Source organism: Xenorhabdus sp. XBWT, assembly GCF_059072735.1.
On the sequence record NZ_CM180990.1, the window covers coordinates 445190 to 464803 of the forward strand.

Annotated in this window: 15 protein-coding genes; 7 read left to right on the plus strand and 8 right to left on the minus strand. The window is 41.1% G+C overall.

The window, feature by feature from the left end; all coding sequences use genetic code 11:
• Positions 1-102 precede the first annotated feature (102 nt).
• Positions 103-2163: a TonB-dependent receptor domain-containing protein gene (locus tag AC5JQI_RS01910; protein WP_493913531.1), complete on the plus strand. Its 2061-nt coding sequence runs from the start codon at positions 103-105 to the stop codon at positions 2161-2163.
• Between the two features lie 80 nt (positions 2164-2243).
• On the opposite strand, the gene frdD is transcribed toward AC5JQI_RS01910, so the two are convergent.
• From frdD to frdA, 4 genes are read right to left on the minus strand one after another with little or no spacing between them, the layout of a single operon-like run.
• Entirely contained in the window at positions 2244-2597 is a 354-nt protein-coding gene (gene frdD, locus AC5JQI_RS01915) for a fumarate reductase subunit FrdD (RefSeq protein ID WP_493913532.1), read from the minus strand.
• Positions 2598-2613: 16 nt separating this feature from the next.
• Positions 2614-3009: a fumarate reductase subunit FrdC gene (gene frdC, locus AC5JQI_RS01920; protein ID WP_493913533.1), complete on the minus strand. Its 396-nt coding sequence runs from the start codon at positions 3007-3009 to the stop codon at positions 2614-2616.
• Positions 3010-3023: 14 nt separating this feature from the next.
• On the minus strand, positions 3024-3758 hold the full coding sequence (locus tag AC5JQI_RS01925) for a succinate dehydrogenase/fumarate reductase iron-sulfur subunit (RefSeq protein WP_493913534.1): 735 nt from the start codon (positions 3756-3758) through the stop codon (positions 3024-3026).
• Complete coding sequence (gene frdA / locus AC5JQI_RS01930) at positions 3751-5547, minus strand: fumarate reductase (quinol) flavoprotein subunit (RefSeq protein ID WP_493913535.1); 1797 nt, start codon at positions 5545-5547, stop codon at positions 3751-3753. The genes AC5JQI_RS01925 and frdA overlap by 8 nt, the downstream gene beginning before the upstream one ends.
• An 847-nt stretch (positions 5548-6394) precedes the next feature.
• Here frdA and AC5JQI_RS01935 point away from each other — a divergent pair.
• The 3 genes from AC5JQI_RS01935 to epmA all read left to right on the plus strand — a co-directional run bounded on the left by AC5JQI_RS01935 (position 6395) and on the right by epmA (position 8363).
• Positions 6395-6712 carry a hypothetical protein gene (locus AC5JQI_RS01935; RefSeq protein WP_493913536.1) on the plus strand — a complete coding sequence of 106 codons (318 nt, stop codon included), beginning with the start codon at positions 6395-6397 and terminating at the stop codon, positions 6710-6712.
• Positions 6713-6774: 62 nt separating this feature from the next.
• Positions 6775-7122, plus strand: coding sequence for a hypothetical protein (locus AC5JQI_RS01940; protein ID WP_493913537.1), 348 nt, complete (start codon positions 6775-6777; stop codon positions 7120-7122).
• Positions 7123-7385: 263 nt separating this feature from the next.
• Positions 7386-8363, plus strand: coding sequence for an elongation factor P--(R)-beta-lysine ligase (gene epmA, locus AC5JQI_RS01945; RefSeq protein WP_493913538.1), 978 nt, complete (start codon positions 7386-7388; stop codon positions 8361-8363).
• A 47-nt stretch (positions 8364-8410) separates the two neighbouring features.
• On the opposite strand, the gene glpQ is transcribed toward epmA, so the two are convergent.
• Both glpQ and glpT read right to left on the minus strand, forming a co-directional pair.
• Positions 8411-9490, minus strand: a complete 1080-nt coding sequence (gene glpQ, locus AC5JQI_RS01950) for a glycerophosphodiester phosphodiesterase (protein ID WP_323854741.1) — start codon at positions 9488-9490, stop codon at positions 8411-8413.
• A 775-nt stretch (positions 9491-10265) separates the two neighbouring features.
• Positions 10266-11618: a glycerol-3-phosphate transporter gene (gene glpT / locus AC5JQI_RS01955; protein ID WP_493913539.1), complete on the minus strand. Its 1353-nt coding sequence runs from the start codon at positions 11616-11618 to the stop codon at positions 10266-10268.
• Positions 11619-12599: 981 nt separating this feature from the next.
• On the opposite strand from glpT, the gene AC5JQI_RS01960 reads away from it, so the two are divergent.
• The 3 genes from AC5JQI_RS01960 (at position 12600) to AC5JQI_RS01970 (ending at position 16316) form a co-directional block, all read left to right on the plus strand.
• A complete protein-coding gene (locus tag AC5JQI_RS01960; protein WP_493913540.1) occupies positions 12600-15776 on the plus strand; it encodes a thioester reductase domain-containing protein in 3177 nt (1058 codons plus the stop codon).
• Complete coding sequence (locus AC5JQI_RS01965; RefSeq protein WP_237386980.1) at positions 15773-15955, plus strand: MbtH family NRPS accessory protein; 183 nt, start codon at positions 15773-15775, stop codon at positions 15953-15955. The genes AC5JQI_RS01960 and AC5JQI_RS01965 overlap by 4 nt, the downstream gene beginning before the upstream one ends.
• Positions 15956-16112: 157 nt before the next feature.
• Entirely contained in the window at positions 16113-16316 is a 204-nt protein-coding gene (locus AC5JQI_RS01970) for a hypothetical protein (RefSeq protein WP_493913541.1), read from the plus strand.
• A gap of 24 nt (positions 16317-16340) precedes the next feature.
• Here the strand turns inward: AC5JQI_RS01970 and AC5JQI_RS01975 are convergent, their stop codons facing one another.
• Both AC5JQI_RS01975 and AC5JQI_RS01980 read right to left on the minus strand, forming a co-directional pair.
• Positions 16341-17441: a glycerol dehydrogenase gene (locus AC5JQI_RS01975; RefSeq protein ID WP_493913542.1), complete on the minus strand. Its 1101-nt coding sequence runs from the start codon at positions 17439-17441 to the stop codon at positions 16341-16343.
• 407 nt (positions 17442-17848) lie between these two features.
• On the minus strand, positions 17849-19597 hold the full coding sequence (locus AC5JQI_RS01980; RefSeq protein ID WP_493913543.1) for an acyl-CoA dehydrogenase family protein: 1749 nt from the start codon (positions 19595-19597) through the stop codon (positions 17849-17851).
• Positions 19598-19614 lie beyond the last annotated feature (17 nt).

The following is a 19614-nucleotide window of genomic DNA, read 5'->3' on the forward strand; positions in this document are numbered from 1 at the left end:
TTCATCCCCAGATATGTCCTATGTTCGCTTTTAAAGTTATTTACATTTTCTATATAAATGTAAATAATAACGATTCTCAATAGTATTTTTGATTGAAAATAAATGTCTAAAATTACCCAAATTTACGCTAGCCTGGCTAAAAGTGGCCTGTGTGTTCCTTTGATGTCCGCATCTATGCTGACAGTTGCTATCTCTACCAATGCATTTGCAACCACGGGAGAATCAATCAAGAAATCAACGGTAACTGGCGATACACTCGTCGTTATTGCAGATAACAATGCAGAACAAGATAATGGAAAAGTCAACCGTAACGAAATCAAAGTCAGACAGGCACAAAGTGTCGGTGAGATTTTAAAGAATGTACCGGGCGTCCAAGCGGGTCACCCCAGCGCTTTAGGGCAGCGTTTTAAAATCCGTGGCATGGATGATCAATTCATCAACGTAACGGTTGATGGTGCACGACAAGAGGGATATCACTTCCATCATTCGGGTAGCTACGGCATCGATCCTGAAATGCTGAAGCAAATTGATGTCAGTGTCGGTACTAACAGTATTACTTATGATACGGGAGCCCTTGCTGGCGCCTTAAAATTTGAAACCGTTGATGCTGGTGATTTATTAGAGCCGGGCCAATTATTTGGTGCAAAAGGTAAATTAAGCTATGTCAGTAATGGTTCTGAGTTCCAGCAATCTTTAGCAACTTATGGAAGAGTGGGAGCAGTTGATTTATTAGGCTATTTTAATCACCGTGATATAAATGATGCTGATTCGGGCAGAGATAGCCGCGGAAGAAGCTCAATTCCTACCGATGGGAAACTGGTTAATTATTTATTAAAAGCGAAATTCAACCTGACTGATGAGCAGTACATCAATGTATCAAAAGAACATTATCAAAATGATGCGGAGACTAATTTCAGATTGAATTTTGGCCATGGTGTGAATAAAGGGAAAAGAGCGAAGTACGCTTCAGAGCGTGATGCTTATAATCTCACTTACAGATATGTACCAGTCGATAATGATCTCATTGATTTAAAAATATCCGCTTATCATACGGAACAAACCTCTACCCATATGAAACCTGCAAACGGAAATGGGAAAGGATTTGACAGTATTGTTGAAACACAGGGTATCAGAGCACGCAATGTTTCTAGTTTTGACACTCAGAAACTATCCCATGCTTTAACTTACGGGTATGAATATTTTGATACCAGAATGGCGTACACTGATGTATCAGAAAATGTACACAAAAAAGCAGTAGAAACAGGAAAATCATCATCTGTTTATTTGGAGGATGACATTCAATTTTCTGATTTTCATGTTATTCCGGGTGTCAGATGGGATCACTACCAATACAATACCATTAATAAGAATGATAAGCCTTTTGAGAGAACTTATGCCCATTTCTCAAAAGCACTGGGTTTGAAATACGAACTTGGCGCGTCAACAACATTATTTGCCAATTATACCGAACTTTTCAGAGGCCCATTGGGTAAAGAGATTGGTATGGGGCAAAGCAATCACAACGCCAACTTAAAAGCGACGACGGGTTACAACTTAGAAACGGGTGCAGCGGGAACATATTCTGATGTTTTTGCTGAAAATGACTCATTCACTGTCATTGGTAAGGTCTTCCAAACCAATTTCAAAAATCTGGCTACCACTTTAGCTAAGAGTGAGCTGAACAATATCCCTAAATCCAGATTGGAAGGGTTTGAATTATCGACCAAATATCAGTTGGATAACCTATCTTTAAGAGCGACTTACGCGAAAGCGAATAACAAAATTCTGACAGGCAGTGCGCTATTTGACACAAGACGAGAGTTTACCCCAACTATAGGTGATGCTTTCACTATTGGAGGAAGCTACTTATTTGATAAAACTGATATTGAACTTGGTTGGAACTCTCGATTTGTCCGTGCCACAGATGCAAACGGGACTGATGATGGTAAGATTGTAAATATACATAAGCCTGGCTATGGTGTCAGTGATGTGTATATTTCCTGGGCACCGAAAGCCGGTTCATTTAAAAACACAGAAATTCAGCTTGGTATCGATAATGTCTTCGATAAACGTTACAACGAACAGTCTTACTATCTGAATACTTATAAAGGGCAGGAAGAGAAAGGTCGTTCTTATAAAGCGACTGTTTCTTATAAGTTCTAAAGACAATGCCTCAATTTGTAGTACAAAGTCTGCGGGTAAGCCGCAGACTTTTTTCAAGATCATTCTTCCGATTATCACAATTACAGTGTAAACGTCCCAATCAAAGCGACAACACTCAAAATAGCTGCTGCACCATAGAACACCCATTTACTGGCTGGAATATGAATTTGCAGATCGTGCATTCCGTGATGGATACGGTGCAATCCGCACCATAGTGGCAGGCTGATCATGAGCAGCAAAAAGAGACGACCAATAAAGCTTTGGCAGAATGTCAGAATACGTTCATAAGAAAGCGCTTCTGGCGCCAGACCGAGTGGCAGCAAAATACCCAGCAACAAAATAATTGCAGGGCCAACAATGGCACTCCACATCCCGCCGGCACCAAACAGCCCCCAGAAAATCGGTTCATCGGAACGTTTAGGTACTTGATTCATTGGATCCTCCTTGGGGTCAGAAAAATAGCGCAATGCCGAGAATCGCGGCAGTGGCAATAATCATGGTTGCCCATAACAGCTTGATTATGGGACTCGGGGCCATTTTTTCATTTTTTACGATGATATTGAGCGCTTTTGGTGCCAGTTCAAACCACGTCTTCGTATGCAGTAAAGCCGCCAGTAGCGTGATGATATTAATCAGCAGCACAATGGGGTTTTGCAAGAAAGCGACAAATCCCGCCCAGCTTTCAGGGCCATTTTTCAGGGCAAACAAACCGTAAAGCACGAGTAGACTGAACCAAACGGTAGGAACGGATGTCCCTTCGCGCAGCATATAAAAGCGATAAAATCCCAGCTTATGCCACCAATTAGGCTTCATGCCACGCACATAAGGTTTACGTTTTGTCGTCATTATTTTTTCCTCCCCTATTGTGGTTTCAGCATAGAGATAAGAAAATCTTTGGCACTTTCTGCCTTGCTTTGCTGAATGGCACCAGCCGGATCGACATGTTTCGGGCAGACTTCAGAGCAATAACCAACGAAAGTACAAGACCAGACTCCATTGTTACTATTGATTTGCGGCATGCGTTCTTTCTTGCCGTGATCCCGGTTATCAAGGTTATAGCGATGTGCCAGTGTGACTGCGGCAGGCCCGATGAACTCAGGATTCAGGCCAAATTGAGGGCAGGCAGCATAACACAGGCCACAGTTAATACAGCCTGAAAACTGGTGATACTTTGCCATCTGTGCCGGAGTTTGCATATTCGGGCCATCAGCGGGCTTGCGTTCATTGCCGATGATATAAGGCTTGATGGCTTCGAGGCTCTCAATAAAGTGTGTCATGTCCACAACCAAGTCCCGTTCAATCGGGAAATTACCCAGTGCTTCGACTTTCATTCCTTGTTCATAATCACGCAGGAAAGTTTTACATGCCAGTTTTGGTACACGGTTTACCATCATGCCGCAGGAACCACAAATTGCCATGCGGCAAGACCAGCGATAGGAAAGATCAGGTGCCAGATTATCCTTAATGTAGCCCAACGCATCCAGCAGTGAGATTTGATCATCGTAAGGCACTTCATAGGTAACAAAATGAGGTTCATTGTCAGTTTCTGGGTTATAGCGCATGACTTCCATTTTCAGGTTTTTTAGCTCAGCCATTCGCCTGCTCCTTCTGTTTTTTCTCTTGTGCTGCCGCTTCGCCGCCATATACTCGCTTCGCTGGCTGAGATTTGGTGATTTTCACATCACTGTATTCCAGACGGGGAGAACCTTCAGGGTTATAGAAAGCCAGCGTGTGCTTCAAGAAATTTTCATCGTCACGTTCGGTACAGCCTTCATCAAGGCGCTGGTGGGCACCACGTGATTCTTTGCGATTCATCGCTGAATGCGCCATACATTCAGCAACATCAAGGCCGAATCCCAATTCGATGGTATAGAGCAGATCGGTATTGAATACGCTGGAACGATCGCTAATTTCGATATGCTTGAAACGCTCTTTGAGTTCGGCAATTTTGTCGATGGTTTTCTGCATCAACTCTGGTGTACGGTAAATACCGCACCCTTCTTCCATTGAAGTCCCCAGTTCATCGCGGATTTTCGCCCAATTTTCACCACCTTTCTGATTCAGCAGTTTATTGAGCTTATCTTCGATATCACGGACTTGGGCAGCCAGTGCGCTGTCATTAGCTGGTTTCACATACTGAATATACTTGACCGCTTCTTCCGCTGCCAGACGCCCAAAAACAACCAATTCTGCCAGAGAATTAGAACCAAGGCGGTTTGCACCGTGGAGGCCGACAGATGAACATTCACCAATCGCGAATAGCCCTTTGATGCGGGTTTCACAACGCTGATCAGTTTCGATTCCACCCATAGTGTAATGCGCGGTTGGGCGAACGGGGATTGGTTCTTTGACAGGATCAACGCCGACATAGGCTTTTGCCAGTTCACAGATAAACGGCAGACGTTCGAGCAGTTTTTTCTCACCCAAGTGGCGTAAATCCAGGTAAACCACATCACCGCGTAGCGTGGTGATAGTACGGCCCGCTTGCCATTCATGCCAAAAAGCCTGAGATACCTTATCGCGCGGGCCTAGTTCCATATATTTGTTTTCAGGCTGCCCGAGTGGAGTTTCTGGTCCCAAACCATAATCTTGCAGATAACGATAGCCATCTTTGTTCACAAGAATCCCGCCTTCACCACGGCAGCCTTCGGTCATTAAAATACCAGAACCCGGTAATCCCGTCGGGTGATATTGCACAAATTCCATATCACGCAATGGTACACCGTGGCGGAATGCCATACCCATACCATCACCGGTTACAATACCGCCATTGGTATTGTAACGATAGACACGCCCTGCACCACCTGTCGCCATAATGACCGCATTGGCACGGATCTGAACTTTTGTGCCTTCCATCATATTCAGTGCAACCAAGCCGCAAGCCTGTCCTTCATCTACCAGAATATCGAGTACAAAATACTCATCAAAACGCTGGATCTGAGGATATTTGAGGGATGTCTGGAACAGCGTATGGAGCATATGAAAGCCAGTTTTATCGGCGGCAAACCACGTGCGTTCAATTTTCATGCCACCAAAACGACGTACGTTCACGGAGCCATCTTCTTTACGGCTCCAAGGACAGCCCCATTGTTCCAGTTGGATCATTTCTGTCGGGCAATGTTTGACAAAATACTCAACAACATCCTGTTCACACAGCCAGTCACCACCGGATACGGTGTCATTGAAGTGAAAGTCATAGGAATCGTGTGATTGAGTGACTGCGGCTGAACCACCTTCTGCGGCCACAGTGTGACTGCGCATGGGATACACTTTTGAGATCAGGGCGATCTTGAGCTGGGGATTGGCTTCAGCAGCAGCAATGGCTGCTCGCAGTCCTGCGCCACCAGCTCCGATAATCGCGAGGTCGACATTGACGGTTTGCACTGCGCTTCTCCATTGTTCAAGTGGGAGCAAACAAAGTAAATAAAAATAACGATTTAGTTTTACTATCTGTTACTTTTTGTATGGTTTAATTATAGCGAATAGTGTTGGGGGTAAATTTGATATGAATGCGTATTTTGTGTGATTTTCTGTGTGATTTTCCCTATAAAATGTGATCTGAGACAAGTTTTTACTTATTGGCATGATGTGTGTGATGATAAAAAATAAAGTATCAAATTTTTTGATAAAAGTAATATATAAACATACTGCTATAATTAATGACAAATTTATTTTTTTAAAAGTTATCAGTCAGAATATTAATTGAATAAAAATACTTATTAAATAAGGGGCTTAATAATAAGGCATGTCCGTGTTATATTTTCAGGGTAAAGATTTATATATTATTTTTTTAATGTAAGAATGGAGTTAAATATAAATATTGTTTTATTTTGATAATGGGAATTGTGTGATTTTTTATTACTGGTGGTTTCAATTGTTTTCTTTGACATATCAAGAATCATCATCTAACTTTTATATATAACTTTTTATTAGAATCTATCTTCTTTGGGTTCATTTAATAAGTTCTCAGTTTTATACTTATCCTAGGTTTAGGCTGGTAGAAATGTAATATATTCTACTGAATGGGGGTGAGAAAATCATTTCATAATCATAAATCAATATTTTTATCTCTATTCTATATAGGGATTTAGCGCCAATTAAAAATAGGGGGTGCTTCCACTTAATTGATGGTTATATTTTGATGATATTGTGATTTTCAATTCAGAACTAGATCTCTACTGAATTTTATTTGTATTTTTTTATATAAATTATTATCTAAAGGAATAATCATATGAATATCAAAGACAAATCAACATCAGCCAATAAATTAACAGCTGGTGAGGTATATTACGACGTAAAAATTCTTAGGTTGCAGATTTTCGGTATGGAAAACAGAGGTAGTGGTGTTAGGATCACAGTCCATCATGAGGAATATGGTGTTCTTTTTTATGAACTTTCAGCTCCTAATCAGGAGATAGGCGGAGTTACAGTATATATGGGGTTATTGGAGGCTTTACTCAAAAAATCTGTAGTGAGAATAAAAGCTACCGGATATCATGGTGAGTCAGTAGTTGGTTTTATTTCAGGTGCTACATTTAGTAAAGTGTAAAAATAATCTTGACTAATCTATTTTTAAAAAAATTATTAAAAATTATTTAAAGGGGTAATTACATGATCAGCAATGATAAATCAGTATCAAATAAGATACTAGAAGATAATGCTACAACTATTTACAATGTAAAAATTGTTGGAGTAGAGGCGGATGTTTTTTTTAGTAATGTTGAAATAAAGTTTGTGGATTCACACGGGCTTAATTTTGACGAATTTTATTTAGCATATCCTGAACACCGTATAAGTGGTGAAGGCATATATTTCACATTACTGTTAGCTTTAAACGGTTCATTTCTTGTATCATTAAAACTCACCAAGTCTACTTATCCAGCAATGTCTCGTTATATCTCAGGTGTTAGAGTTGAAGTTCCTGATGTAATACCTGATCCTCATGATCCTTGGCATTAAGATGATAGACATTTTTCTATTTTCTATTTTCTTTGATTTCAATAGAATCTTCTGGCATTTGGACACGGATGTCCATATTATTCAATAGAATCACAATAAAAATTTAAAATTTATGCTTTATTATTCTCTATACAGAGATGAAAGAGATTCTGACCACTTGTATTGCCGAAAATAATTGCTCACCAATTTCATATTGAAAATTTGTCTGACAAGCGGGATGAGGGTAAACTGCGCGTTTTGTTTGATCTTGGAGTCATTGGAACATGAACGAAATCGCGGATTGGCAGCCAACTGCCCCTATCGCCAACCTATTGAAAAGGGCAGAGATTCTGGCAGAAATACGGCGCTTTTTCGCAGATCGCGGGGTGTTGGAGGTTGAAACACCTGCCATGAGTCAAGCGACCGTCACTGATGTCCATTTTGTTCCTTTCCAGACACGATTTGTCGGGCCTGGTGCGGCGGATGGCTTGCCCCTGTACCTGATGACCAGCCCTGAATATCACATGAAACGTCTGTTGGCAGCAGGCAGTGGCTCCATTTATCAGATGGGAAAAAGTTTCCGTAATGAGGAAGCAGGTCGCCATCATAATCCGGAATTCACCATGCTGGAGTGGTATCGTCCACATTACGACATGTATCGCTTAATGAATGAGGTGGATGATCTGCTGCAACAGATTTTGGATTGTGAAAGTGCTGAATCACTTTCCTATCAACAGGCATTTATTCGCTATCTGAATATTGACCCACTAACTGCCAGTAAAGATAAACTGCGTGAAATTGCAGCGAAACTTGATCTCAGCAATATCGCTGCTCAGGAAGAAGATCGGGATACTTTGCTGCAATTACTTTTCATGATGGGAGTGGAAACTCAGATAGGTATTGAAAAACCGACGTTTATCTATCACTTTCCTGCATCTCAAGCGTCACTGGCAAAAATCAGCAAAGAAGATCACCGGGTTGCGGAACGTTTTGAAGTCTATTTTAAGGGTATGGAACTGGCGAATGGTTTTCATGAACTGACTGATAGTGATGAACAGCGCCTACGTTTTGATCAGGATAACCGTAAACGTGAAGCAATGGGGCTGACAGTTCAGCCGATAGATGAATACCTGCTTGCAGCTCTTACACATGGTATGCCGGATTGTTCTGGTGTGGCATTAGGCGTGGATCGTCTGATTATGCTGGTGCTGGGTGCCGAGCGGATTAGTGAGGTGATTGCCTTTCCGGTGGGAATTTCTTAATCACGATTGGGGCAGTTTTAGGCTGCCCCTTTGATGATTTATTCTGATTATTTGTGCTCGTGGTGTTTTTCCAGAAATTTCACAGCTAAATCAGGGAAATCAGTGAACGCACCATCGACATTGGCTTTGTCGAAAATGATATCAAACAATTGGTTACCGTTGGTTGCATATTTTGGCAATTGATCGATACGAATGGTATACGGATGTACAGCCAGATGGCTTGCGTGAGCCTCTTTCACCATTCCGGTTAATTTAATGTTAGTTGGTGTAGAATCACTGGCGATCAGCATATGGTAATCAGGGCCAATACCGTCAGCGTATTTTGCCACTTCTTTCATTGCACCTGGTTTAAACATCCAGTCATAACTGTAATTTTGCCATGTACCATCTGCTTTTTGTTCGTAGGTTTCATTCCAGTCAGTGTAAGCAATAAGCTGAACCAGTTTCAGATCCATGCCCAGTTTCGGCTCCAGTTCATTTTTGATGCGTTTCAGTTCATTGGCATCAAAACATTGTAAATAAGCTTTATCACTCTTTTTGGTATAGCCATATTGTTTCAGAACTTCCAGCACCTTGGCGGTAATATCCTTACCCTCTTGGCGATGGAACCACGGTGCTTTAATTTCAGGGTAAATACCAATATCCTTGCCAGTGGATTTATTCAGGCCCTGAATAAACTCCAGCTCTTCCTGAAAAGTATGAATATGGAAATCCGATTCTCCCATTGGAAAACGCCCGGGATAGCTCTGTACTTTCTTGCCATCTTTGATATCAAAGCCTTCAGTAAATTTTAGTGACTTAATTTCTGGCAGAGTAAAGTCGATGGCGTAATAGCGACCGTCAGCACGGGCACGGTTTGGAAAACGTTCTGCGACATCCGTTACGCGATCGAGATAATGATCATGCAGTACAATGAGCTGGTCATCTTTAGTCATGACTAGATCTTGTTCGAGATAATCAGCACCTTGTGCATAAGCCATGGCTTTGGCGGGTAATGTGTGTTCAGGTAAATAACCGCTCGCACCACGATGGGCAATAACAATCTTATCTGCTGCTGCATGTACAATGCCTGACATTGATGATGCTAACAAAATACCTGCCATGATTGCCTTGATAGGGGTCTGCATTGGGATTCTCCATTTATTCTAATAAAAATCTTAAACAAAAAATGATGTTACTTATTGTTTCACTGAATTTCAGTCAGCAGCCAGAAGAATAGGTTGTTCATTCAAGTCGCTTTTTATATAAAATCATGGCATAACACAATCCTGAAATGTGATTTTATCAGCAGTATGTCACAGTTTTATGACATAAAAATTTCTCTTTGGATTATGTTTATATTTAGTCTATTTATTACTGTTATTAAATGAACAATATTATAGGGTGGAAAGGTTTTTTTATATTGAAATAAGAATTAAATGGCCACTATAAATCCTATGAATAGGCGATGATAAAGGAAGAAATGTTTAATAATATCTAATGTAGGTGTAAATCTGAAACTTACGTTATCACTATCCTGGACTAAACTGAACCGTGAGATCTACTAATAAATAGATTTTCATAATAGGGGTATATTCAAATTATGAAGTTTACTTACACCTCGCCATGCAGGGTAAGTAAGCGATCGATAATTTTAGAATGCTACTTATACCAATGAGTTATACGAATGATTTTTCTGAGTTAACGTTAAAAATTCTGAACATTCTATTGTTTGTTGGGCGAAATGTTAATTCTATATTTGCTTCAGTTAATATATGTCCTTATGAGAACAACAGCTATAATCAAGAACAGATTAATGTGGTCAGGAGATATTCCAGAAAATCAGCGTTAAATCTATTTAATGAAATCGCAGTACAATAAACTGTACTGCGATTGATATTAATCAGTATTTTTGTCCTAAAGTTACTGACTCAATTGAGACATTTCCTGTTTATGTTTGTTTTCACTTAACATAACAAACAGCAACAAAACAACAGACAATGCACTACCACCGATCATGATCATAAAACCACCATTCCAGCCAAAGTAGTCAACGGTGTAACCAACGATGGCGCTGGCAGCCACTGAGCCACCCAGATAGCCAAACAGACCGGTAAAGCCCGCCGCTGTTCCGGCCGCTTTTTTCGGTGCCAGTTCAAGGGCATGCAAGCCAATCAGCATGACAGGGCCGTAAATCAGGAAACCGATAACCAGCATACAAAGCGTATCGATAGTCGGGTTACCTGCCGGGTTCATCCAGAATATGATAGTGGCAATAGTCACCAATATCATAAAGAATACGCCGGTTGCCCCACGGTTGCCCTTAAACACTTTGTCAGACATCCAGCCGCACAACAGCGTACCCGGAATACCCGCATACTCATACAGGAAGTAGGCCCAGGAAGATTTATCCAGCGTAAAGTGTTTCACTTCTCTTAAGTAAGTTGGTGACCAGTCTAGGATGCCGTAACGCAGAAGGTATACAAATACGTTGGCAATCGCGATCATCCACAGCAACTTGTTGGGTAGAACATACTGCATGAAAATTTCTTTTGCAGTCAGTTCTTTTTCATCTTTTTCAGTGTAATCAGGTGGGTAATCATTTTTGTACTCTTCGACTGGTGGCAGACCACAAGATTGTGGTGTATCACGCATCAAGGCGAAACTAATGATAGCCACGAGGATAGCTGCAAATGCAGGCATATACAGAGCAGCTTTCCAATCATTAAACCAAGCCATACCTAACAGGAACAATAATGGCGGTAAACCACCACCAACGTTATGGGCACAATTCCATATAGAAACAATCCCGCCCCGTTCTTTTTGTGACCACCAGTGAACCATTGTGCGTCCACAAGGAGGCCAACCCATGCCTTGGAACCAACCACAGAAGAACAGCAATATAAACATAATAGCAATGCTGGATGTTGCCCATGGTACAAAGCCCATAAACAGCATGACGGCCGCAGCCATTATCAGACCAGCAGGTAAGAAAACACGTGGGTTCGAACGATCGGAAATAGAACCCATGATGAATTTTGAGAATCCGTATGCAATTGAAATTCCCGAGAGAGCGAAGCCAAGATCTCCTTTGGAAAAGCCTTGTTCTACTAAATAAGGCATCGCCAGAGTAAAGTTTTTTCTTACCAGGTAGTAGGCAGCATAACCAAAGAAGATCCCTATAAAAATTTGCCAGCGTAGGCGACGATAGAGTGGATCTATCTCTTGCACAGGCAATTGGGCTTTATGGGGAGCCGGTTTAAAAATACTTAACATGTCTGTCTCCACGTGACTTCTGTATGAGCGAATCACCACTATTGAGCAATTGAGTAGTGATGGCATTAAACGAAAAAACTTAACAAAATATTTTCTATATCGAAGGAAATATTAGCCAAAATAACCTAATATGACAGTGAGGTATCGCTAGCATATAGATATAATTTCGCAAAGTTGATGATTTTGAGTGATTTAGAGGGTTTTTAAAATAGAATTTATTCATATTATCGTGATGTCCGTCACAATAAAATGCTTTTCTTATTGTTTTTGTACGTTTCAGGTTCGTTTAAAGTTCGTTTATGTTCTTTATCCTACAAAAACTCATTATTGTTAAGGATATTTTTCTCACTAATCATAAATCTATATCAAAATAGTCCACATAAATACAAATATTATAAGTTTAATTTAATAATGAATGGTGGCATTCTTTTGTCTGTAGGTGAGTGAAATATACTGTTTATCTAACAGTATTATTTAAATTATGTTTTGATTTATTCATCGGTATTTATTTTTTTATTTACATGTTTTGCGTTTTTTATAATGGGATTACAAATAAAATTATTGAAATTAAAATTCAAAATAATAGATATTACCACAAATGGTTATTCGTACTCGTGATCGCAACGTTTATGCAGTATAGAATAGCTGTTTAATATTAAAATTATAATTATATCAGTATGTTATATGAGTTTGGCGGCAGATTGTATAGGCGTAATACACTCTGTTTCCGATAAACAAATAGCTTTATATAAGTTGATTATTTGATTAGCTAAGTATCACAAAATAATACTAATTAATATGTTTATTAAATTCATACTAAACTTTTGCAGTTTATTTTATTTGATTCAGTTAAAGTCAACATAAGGTATTTAAAAATGCCGAATGTAGACCAAGGCTGAAAGATAACGACTACCAGCATTGATGTCTCCATTCATCATGAAAAATGATGAGAACAATGGAGCTAAAAATGAGAGCATTATTATGAATACTTACACACACAAGGCAATATTACACACAGCATTTACTGGGCAAAAATTCTCTCCTGCTATTGATATTGATATTGATATTGAAATTAATAGTGATATCAGTCAAATGTCAGAAGAGCTGGAACCGTGGTTTAAAAATGTCCCCTCTCGCTTGGCTGAGCTGGCAAATGTGATACCGAATGACATCGCCGTTTCTGATCCACATGAAACGTTGACATTTGGTGAATTGCACCAACGAATTGAAAATGCCGCATATGTCTTGCTCCATCAGGGTGTAAAAGTGGGCAGCAATGTTGCCATTGCTGCCCAGCGGGGAATTGCATGGTTTGTTACCATGCAGGCAATTTGGCGGCTTGGGGCGGTGTATATCCCCCTGAACACCATGATGCCTGAAAAACGTCTGAATGATATTCTCGCCAGCCTGCCGGAAAGTATTCTGGTATCTGATGATACGGTGTCGTCGGGACTCAAGGCAGCAACCTTAATCCCGATGAATATGGTATTAAATAATGTTAATGAGATGACAGAAGCAGAAATTGTAGGAAATATTGATATCCCTGTGCTGGGGAATCACCCTGCTTATGTGATGTTTACCTCTGGCTCCACTGGGTTACCAAAGTCAGTGCAAGTACAGCATGAAAATCTGGCTGCCTGCTTATGCGGGTTCGGCAAACTGCTGTCAATCAGTCAACATGACCATATGTTGGCACTGTCCACATTCTCTTTTGATATCTCAGTTTTAGAATTGCTGCTGACCGTGGTGCATGGTGGCAGTATCTATATCGCTTCAATTGATACCCAAAGGGACGCGATATCGTTGTCTGAAACGTTGTCAAATCCACAATTTACCTTTGCTCAAGCGACACCTGTGACTTGGTCAATGGCTCTGAATGCAGGTTGGAAACCCCGCCCTGAAATGGTCATGCTTTGCGGTGGAGAGGCGCTGTCGCAAGATCTGGCAGATCAACTAATGGCCACCTATGGTACGTTATGGAACGTTTATGGCCCGACGGAAACAACTATCTGGTCAACGGCATTCCGCATGAAAAAAGGAGATAAAGTTCAATTGGGTGGTCCCATTCCCGGCACGAGTATTACGATTGTAGATCAGTACCTGCGTCCTGTTCCGAAAGGAACCGTGGGGGAAATTCTCATCGGAGGGATGGGTGTGACTGCGGGGTATCGCAATAACCCGACTGAAACCGCGAAAAGATATGTTCCCGATATGACCCAAAAAGGAAAAAGAGCATATCTGACGGGCGATATGGCGCGTATGCTGGAAGATGGTTCTTTTATTTATATGGGTAGACAGGATGATCAGGTAAAAGTGCGTGGATATCGGATCGAATTGGGTGAGATAGAAATTGCATTAAGAAAACAAGACAGTGTACAGGATGCGATTATCCGGGTAGCAGGCAATGGAGATCTCGCCAAGATCCAAGCGTTTATCCTGTTTAATCCGAATATGGTTGTGCCAGAAGAGTGGGTACGCGAAACACAATTAGCGCTCAGGGAAATGCTGCATGAAGCCTGGATACCGACTGAATATTACCGTATTCCTTATATTCCGCTGACAAGCAGTGGCAAAAGGGATAAAAAGCGGTTGGACGAAGTTGCGGAACGACTGAACGCCAGTTATGACGTGGTACAGCCACAGACAGAAACTGAAAAACGCGTTTATGCCATTTGGCGTGATTTACTGGCAACAGATGTATTTGGGATCACTGATGATTTCTTCCAGATAGGGGGGCACTCCATCCTGGTCGCCCGCATGGTAGAGAACATTGAAAAGGCATTTTTATTGAGGATACCGATTTCTGGTATCTATGTGGAGCCGACAGTTGCCAGAATCTCAGCCATTTTGGATGAAATGACAGTCGCACGTCAGAAGAATCCCGCTCGGATTGTGGGAACTTATCATAGTGAAGCGTTGATTCGCCAACATGCTGAGACCCTCAGGAATGATGTTTATCTGAAAGAGGGAGTTCGCCCTGATGGATTGCCTCATGCCAACTGGTATCAGCCAGATGCAGTTTTGCTGACCGGTGCTACCGGATATCTCGGGCTACATTTGCTGGAGCAACTGTTAAAACAGACCTCAGCCAAAGTTATCTGTCTGTGCCGTGCATCCGATGAAGAACATGCCCTCGATAGAATCAAGGCAGGATTCACCAATTACCAGATTAATGTTGGTGATGGGCTAGACCGTGTGGAATTCGTGATCGGTGATTTGGGGCAGCCACGTTTTGGCCTGTTGTCGGAAACATGGGAGCAACTTGCAGAAACTATTGATGTTATTTATCACAACGGAGCACTGGTTAATTTTATCTACCCTTATAGTGCACTGAAGAGTATCAATGTTGATGGAACCAGAACAGCGCTGGAGCTGGCTTGTACTGCACGCCTGAAACATTTCCACTATGTTTCTTCCGTGAATGCACTATTTGCTACCGAATCACCTCGTCCTTATATGGAAGATGATCGTGCCATGAGTGAATCAGTACGTGATCCTTCCGGTTATTCTGGCAGTAAGTGGGTATCAGAAGGGATCATAAATATTGCCCGCAATAGAAATGTTCCCGTAAGTATTTATCGTCCGGGCCTGATTCTGGGGCACACCCGTACAGGGGCTGCACAGGGTAATGATTATCTGGTTGCGTCTTTGAAAGGTTATTTGTCAATGGGCTTCTATCCAAATCATGCTTTACTGCTTGATATCGTACCCGTTGATTATGTGGCTGCATCGCTGGTCCATATCTCCAGAAAACCGGAATCAAATGGGAAATTTTTCAATTTGTTCAATCCAAAACAAGTTTCCATCCGGCAATTTTTCAATTGGGTACAGGATTTTGGCTATATCCTCAACCCGGTGCCATTTGATGAGGGGAAAGAGAAGATCCTTGCATTAGATGATACTCACCCTTTGTACCCATTAATTCCCCTGATCAGGGATATGACAGAAAGACCTTATCGGGCATTGGATCCTGCTTATATCGACGAAATACATCCCAAATTGGAGCTGAAAAATACGTTGTCAGGGCTAACTGGAAGTGATATTCGTTGTCCAACAATTACGGCTGGATATGTCCATCAGGTATTGCGTTATTTGATTGGTACTGGGTTCTTGCCAGCTCTTCTGACGAAGAATTTCAAACAGGAGATTGTAGCATGAAACAGTTAAACGGAAGAAATACCATGAGTTGGATGGTGGTCATCAATGTCAAAAAACAGTATTCGGTCTGGCCGACGGAGTATGAAATTCCGATGGGCTGGATAGCAACGGGAAGAATGGGATCTAAAGAAGAGTGCTTGGATCACATTGCCAATATTTGGCCTGAGCCGACAAAATAGACCAAAGGTAGATATTCACAGATTGTAATAGATAATTATTAATCATCATTTAACCATAATCATGGGTATGTTCCTGCGGGGCATACCCATTTTTTTATGCTTATTTTCTATTTTTATCCACTTCATTATCACGTTATGTACTTTAAAATCTTATTTGATGCGCTTTTCTCGCTCGTTTTTATTCCTTATCAGACAAGAGATACGTGAGCTATTAACAAAAAATAATGTCATTATTATCGAAAGGATGCAGCAGGAGCAGGAATTGCGGGAAATTGTGCCTGCCGTCGTTTATGCCGCATTTTATTGGAACGACATGTATCGACTACGGGAACGACGGGTCGTGAGTTCAGAGCGGGATTAGCCGCTCTGAAACCGCCATAATCACTTAATACAGCCAATCCTGCCCTATTCGGTCTGCGGCCAGAATTGCGGCATAAACTTGATCGGGTGTCACAGCAAAAGGCATATTGTGGATGGTTTCTTCTTCGGAACAGCTTGCTATAGCGACTTGCATGATTTTTTGATGCAGTTTTTCACTATCACGTAAACCGAGTTGCTCCAGTGTTACTGGCAGACCAACTTGTACACAGAAATCGAGTACGGCTTCCAGCTCTTCACTTGAGCTGTTTTCCAATATTAATTGCGTCAAAGTGCCGAATGCCACTTTTTCACCATGATAGAGATGGTGACATTCTTCCAGCACCGTAAAACCATTATGGATTGCGTGAGCTGCGGCCAGGCCCGCACTTTCAAAACCGATGCCGCTGAGATAGGTATTTGCCTCAACAATATTTTCAACCGCGAGTGTACTGACTCCCGCTTCCACGGCTAATTTTGCTTTATAGCCTTCTGCTATCAAGGTTTCATAACAGAGTTTAGCCAATGCCAGAGCTGTAGTAGATGTGGCTCCTCCGGCCATAGTTGGTTTATGGGCTGAACTATTGGCTCGTGCTTCAAAATAGGTGGCAAGGGCGTCCCCCATTCCTGCCACAAATAAGCGAACAGGTGCTTTGGCAACGATACTGGTATCCATCAGCACAATATCCGGATTTTGTGGATAGCGCAGATAGCGGTCGAATTTTCCAAGTTCAGTATACAGGACAGAGAGAGCACTGGTCGGCGCATCGGTTGAAGCAAGAGTAGGTGAAATAATTACGGGGATCTTAGATTCATATGCTATAGCTTTGGCAGTATCAAGCGTTTTTCCGCCCCCGAGTCCAATGACGGCCTGACATTGGTTGCTGACCAGAATGGTGGACAAGCGTTCTATTTCACTGCTGCTGCATTCACCATTGAAGATTTCGAAATGGCTGGTAACTTCGTGTTCTTCTAGACTATTGCTGACGGTATCCCCAATGAGGCTCATCACGAAATTATCGGCAATCACGAAGACATGGTCAGCAATCATTTTGGTGTATCGGCCAATGTGAGATAACGCACCCGGCCCTTGGATATATTTGGATGGAGACTGGATCACTTTCAGCATAAGAAATATTCCTTCTTCACTGGAAACGAGTTCACTGAGAACTGAGTATGGAGTGTCACCATACAGGGGTATCGCAGGCTACGAATTGCATCATATATACCTGTCGTCTTTCAAGTTGCAGCTTTGTTGGCTGGGCAAATTCGTTCCCGACGAATTTGTCATTCCCTTGCCGTCGCGCTGCATCTTGAAATCCAATGGGTATAGAAGTGTGTGTTTACCTGCTCACCAAACACTATACGGCAAAATATCCAGAGAAGTTATGAGTAAAAGCAGGAATTGACTCTTTTCCCACCTGGACAGTGATCATGGCTCTCATTGTGTCTGGTTCCTGCTATAACTGAATCCAGGCTATTTAGCCCGGAAAAGTACCTCAAGAATAGGGAGTGTTTTTCTTCTTATGCAGGTAACTAATTTTTTAACTGATCGTGATTTCCGGCATACCAACCTATATAGTCATTGCTTGATATGGGGGTTTCAATTCCTGACTTGTCCATTTCAAAATCGTAAATATAGTCGTTTATTATTTCCGCATGATCGCGAATATATGTTATGTGTCTTTCATTTAACTTTTTAGATTCTTGTATGTTAATGATTTCACTTATCAGAAGATCACGCATAGAACGGTGGATCCAGTTGAGAAGATAACCTTCAAGAATCATCCCGATATCGTCGGTGTTATATGAATCAGTGATTGTGGTTACAACGGCTAAAATGGCATATGTTTGGCTGAGAGTCAGAAAATCGTTGCTGTTTTTATTGATAATATCGAGAGTTATTTTTTTATTATCGTGTCCAGTTAATTTTTTAAGTTTATCTAATAGATGATTGGCATAATCAGTAAGAATAGAAAGCAAATCATGCTCAATGTTTGTGCCGCTATTTTTCAGTCCATTAGTCAGGAGCATCTCCCCTGCCTTCAGGGAGAGAACAAGATTATCACCTTCCGCAGTAATCGTGCCAAAATTGGAGATTAAATACTGGGGTATTTTATTGATGGAGAATAATCCATGGGCACCACAGCGTTCACGGCAATTAATCAGTATCTCTTGTGTACGCCAGGTAAACAATGATTTTATCGAGATTATCTCAACGAGTAACTCATCGGAGATTTTAAAGTTGTTAGTCGATTCTGACAGTAGGATTGAAATTTTTTTTGTCAGTTTTCTTAAATATAGAGTGTGAGCTATGGTAGTCAATGTATCCCATGCGATACTTTCTTTAAAGTGACAGTAGTTGAGGGCTGGCATTGCACCAGAGTAACCGAAAGTCTGCCGTTTACTTCCATAGGTACTGGTAATATAAAGTGCTGATTTAGCTGCCCCGACTGAACAGATGGACATGCAGATTTTCCCGGTATGTATCCGATTGGTAAATAATGCAAATCGCTCTTTTAATTTCTTAACATGCAATGATATCTGACCATTTCGATCTAATGTCATTAGATTGCCTGCAAGCAGCCCTTCAAATGGAATTTCAACGTTATCAAAAGAAGTGATAGCGTTATCAAGATAGAATCCGGGTTTATCGCTTAGTGGCGTTATTTTAACCCCTTTAGTTAACTTGCCATTGATTGACAGAGGTAATACAAATGGGAAAATACCATATTTTCTGTTGGCTACATTAAGTTGGGCATACACCACTGCGATTTTGGGTAATTCACACGATACCGTATTAGGCATAAATTTATAGGCATTCGGATTAGGTGAATTAAGGATAAAAATGCCTTTTTCCGGGAGATAAGTAGCTTGCGTTTTCAGGTTTATCAGGTTATTGCCATATGCTAATTCAGTTGCCAGATAGACCCCGATTGCATTCCCTGAACAAAGTTTCTGGTAAAGTTCTTTTATATATGGCGTTCGCTTATTTAAATTGGCAATAGTACCGATAGTCAGATTAAAATGGATTGATAACATAGAAGCTACAGCACTATCATGGATAGCGACAAATTCATGAAGCTCAGCCAGTTTATCAAATGAAGTTATATCAATATTATTATTTTTGATATAGCAAAGTAGTTTTATAAATTTCTTTACTGATGCCTGATATGTGTTACTGTTGGTTTTAAGTATCTTTGTAATTTCATCAGATAGTTTTATATTGCTTATTCCTAAATAATTACTTATTTTCAGTGGAGAACTAGGTGCAGGCCGATTCATTTGATTGAAACCTCATT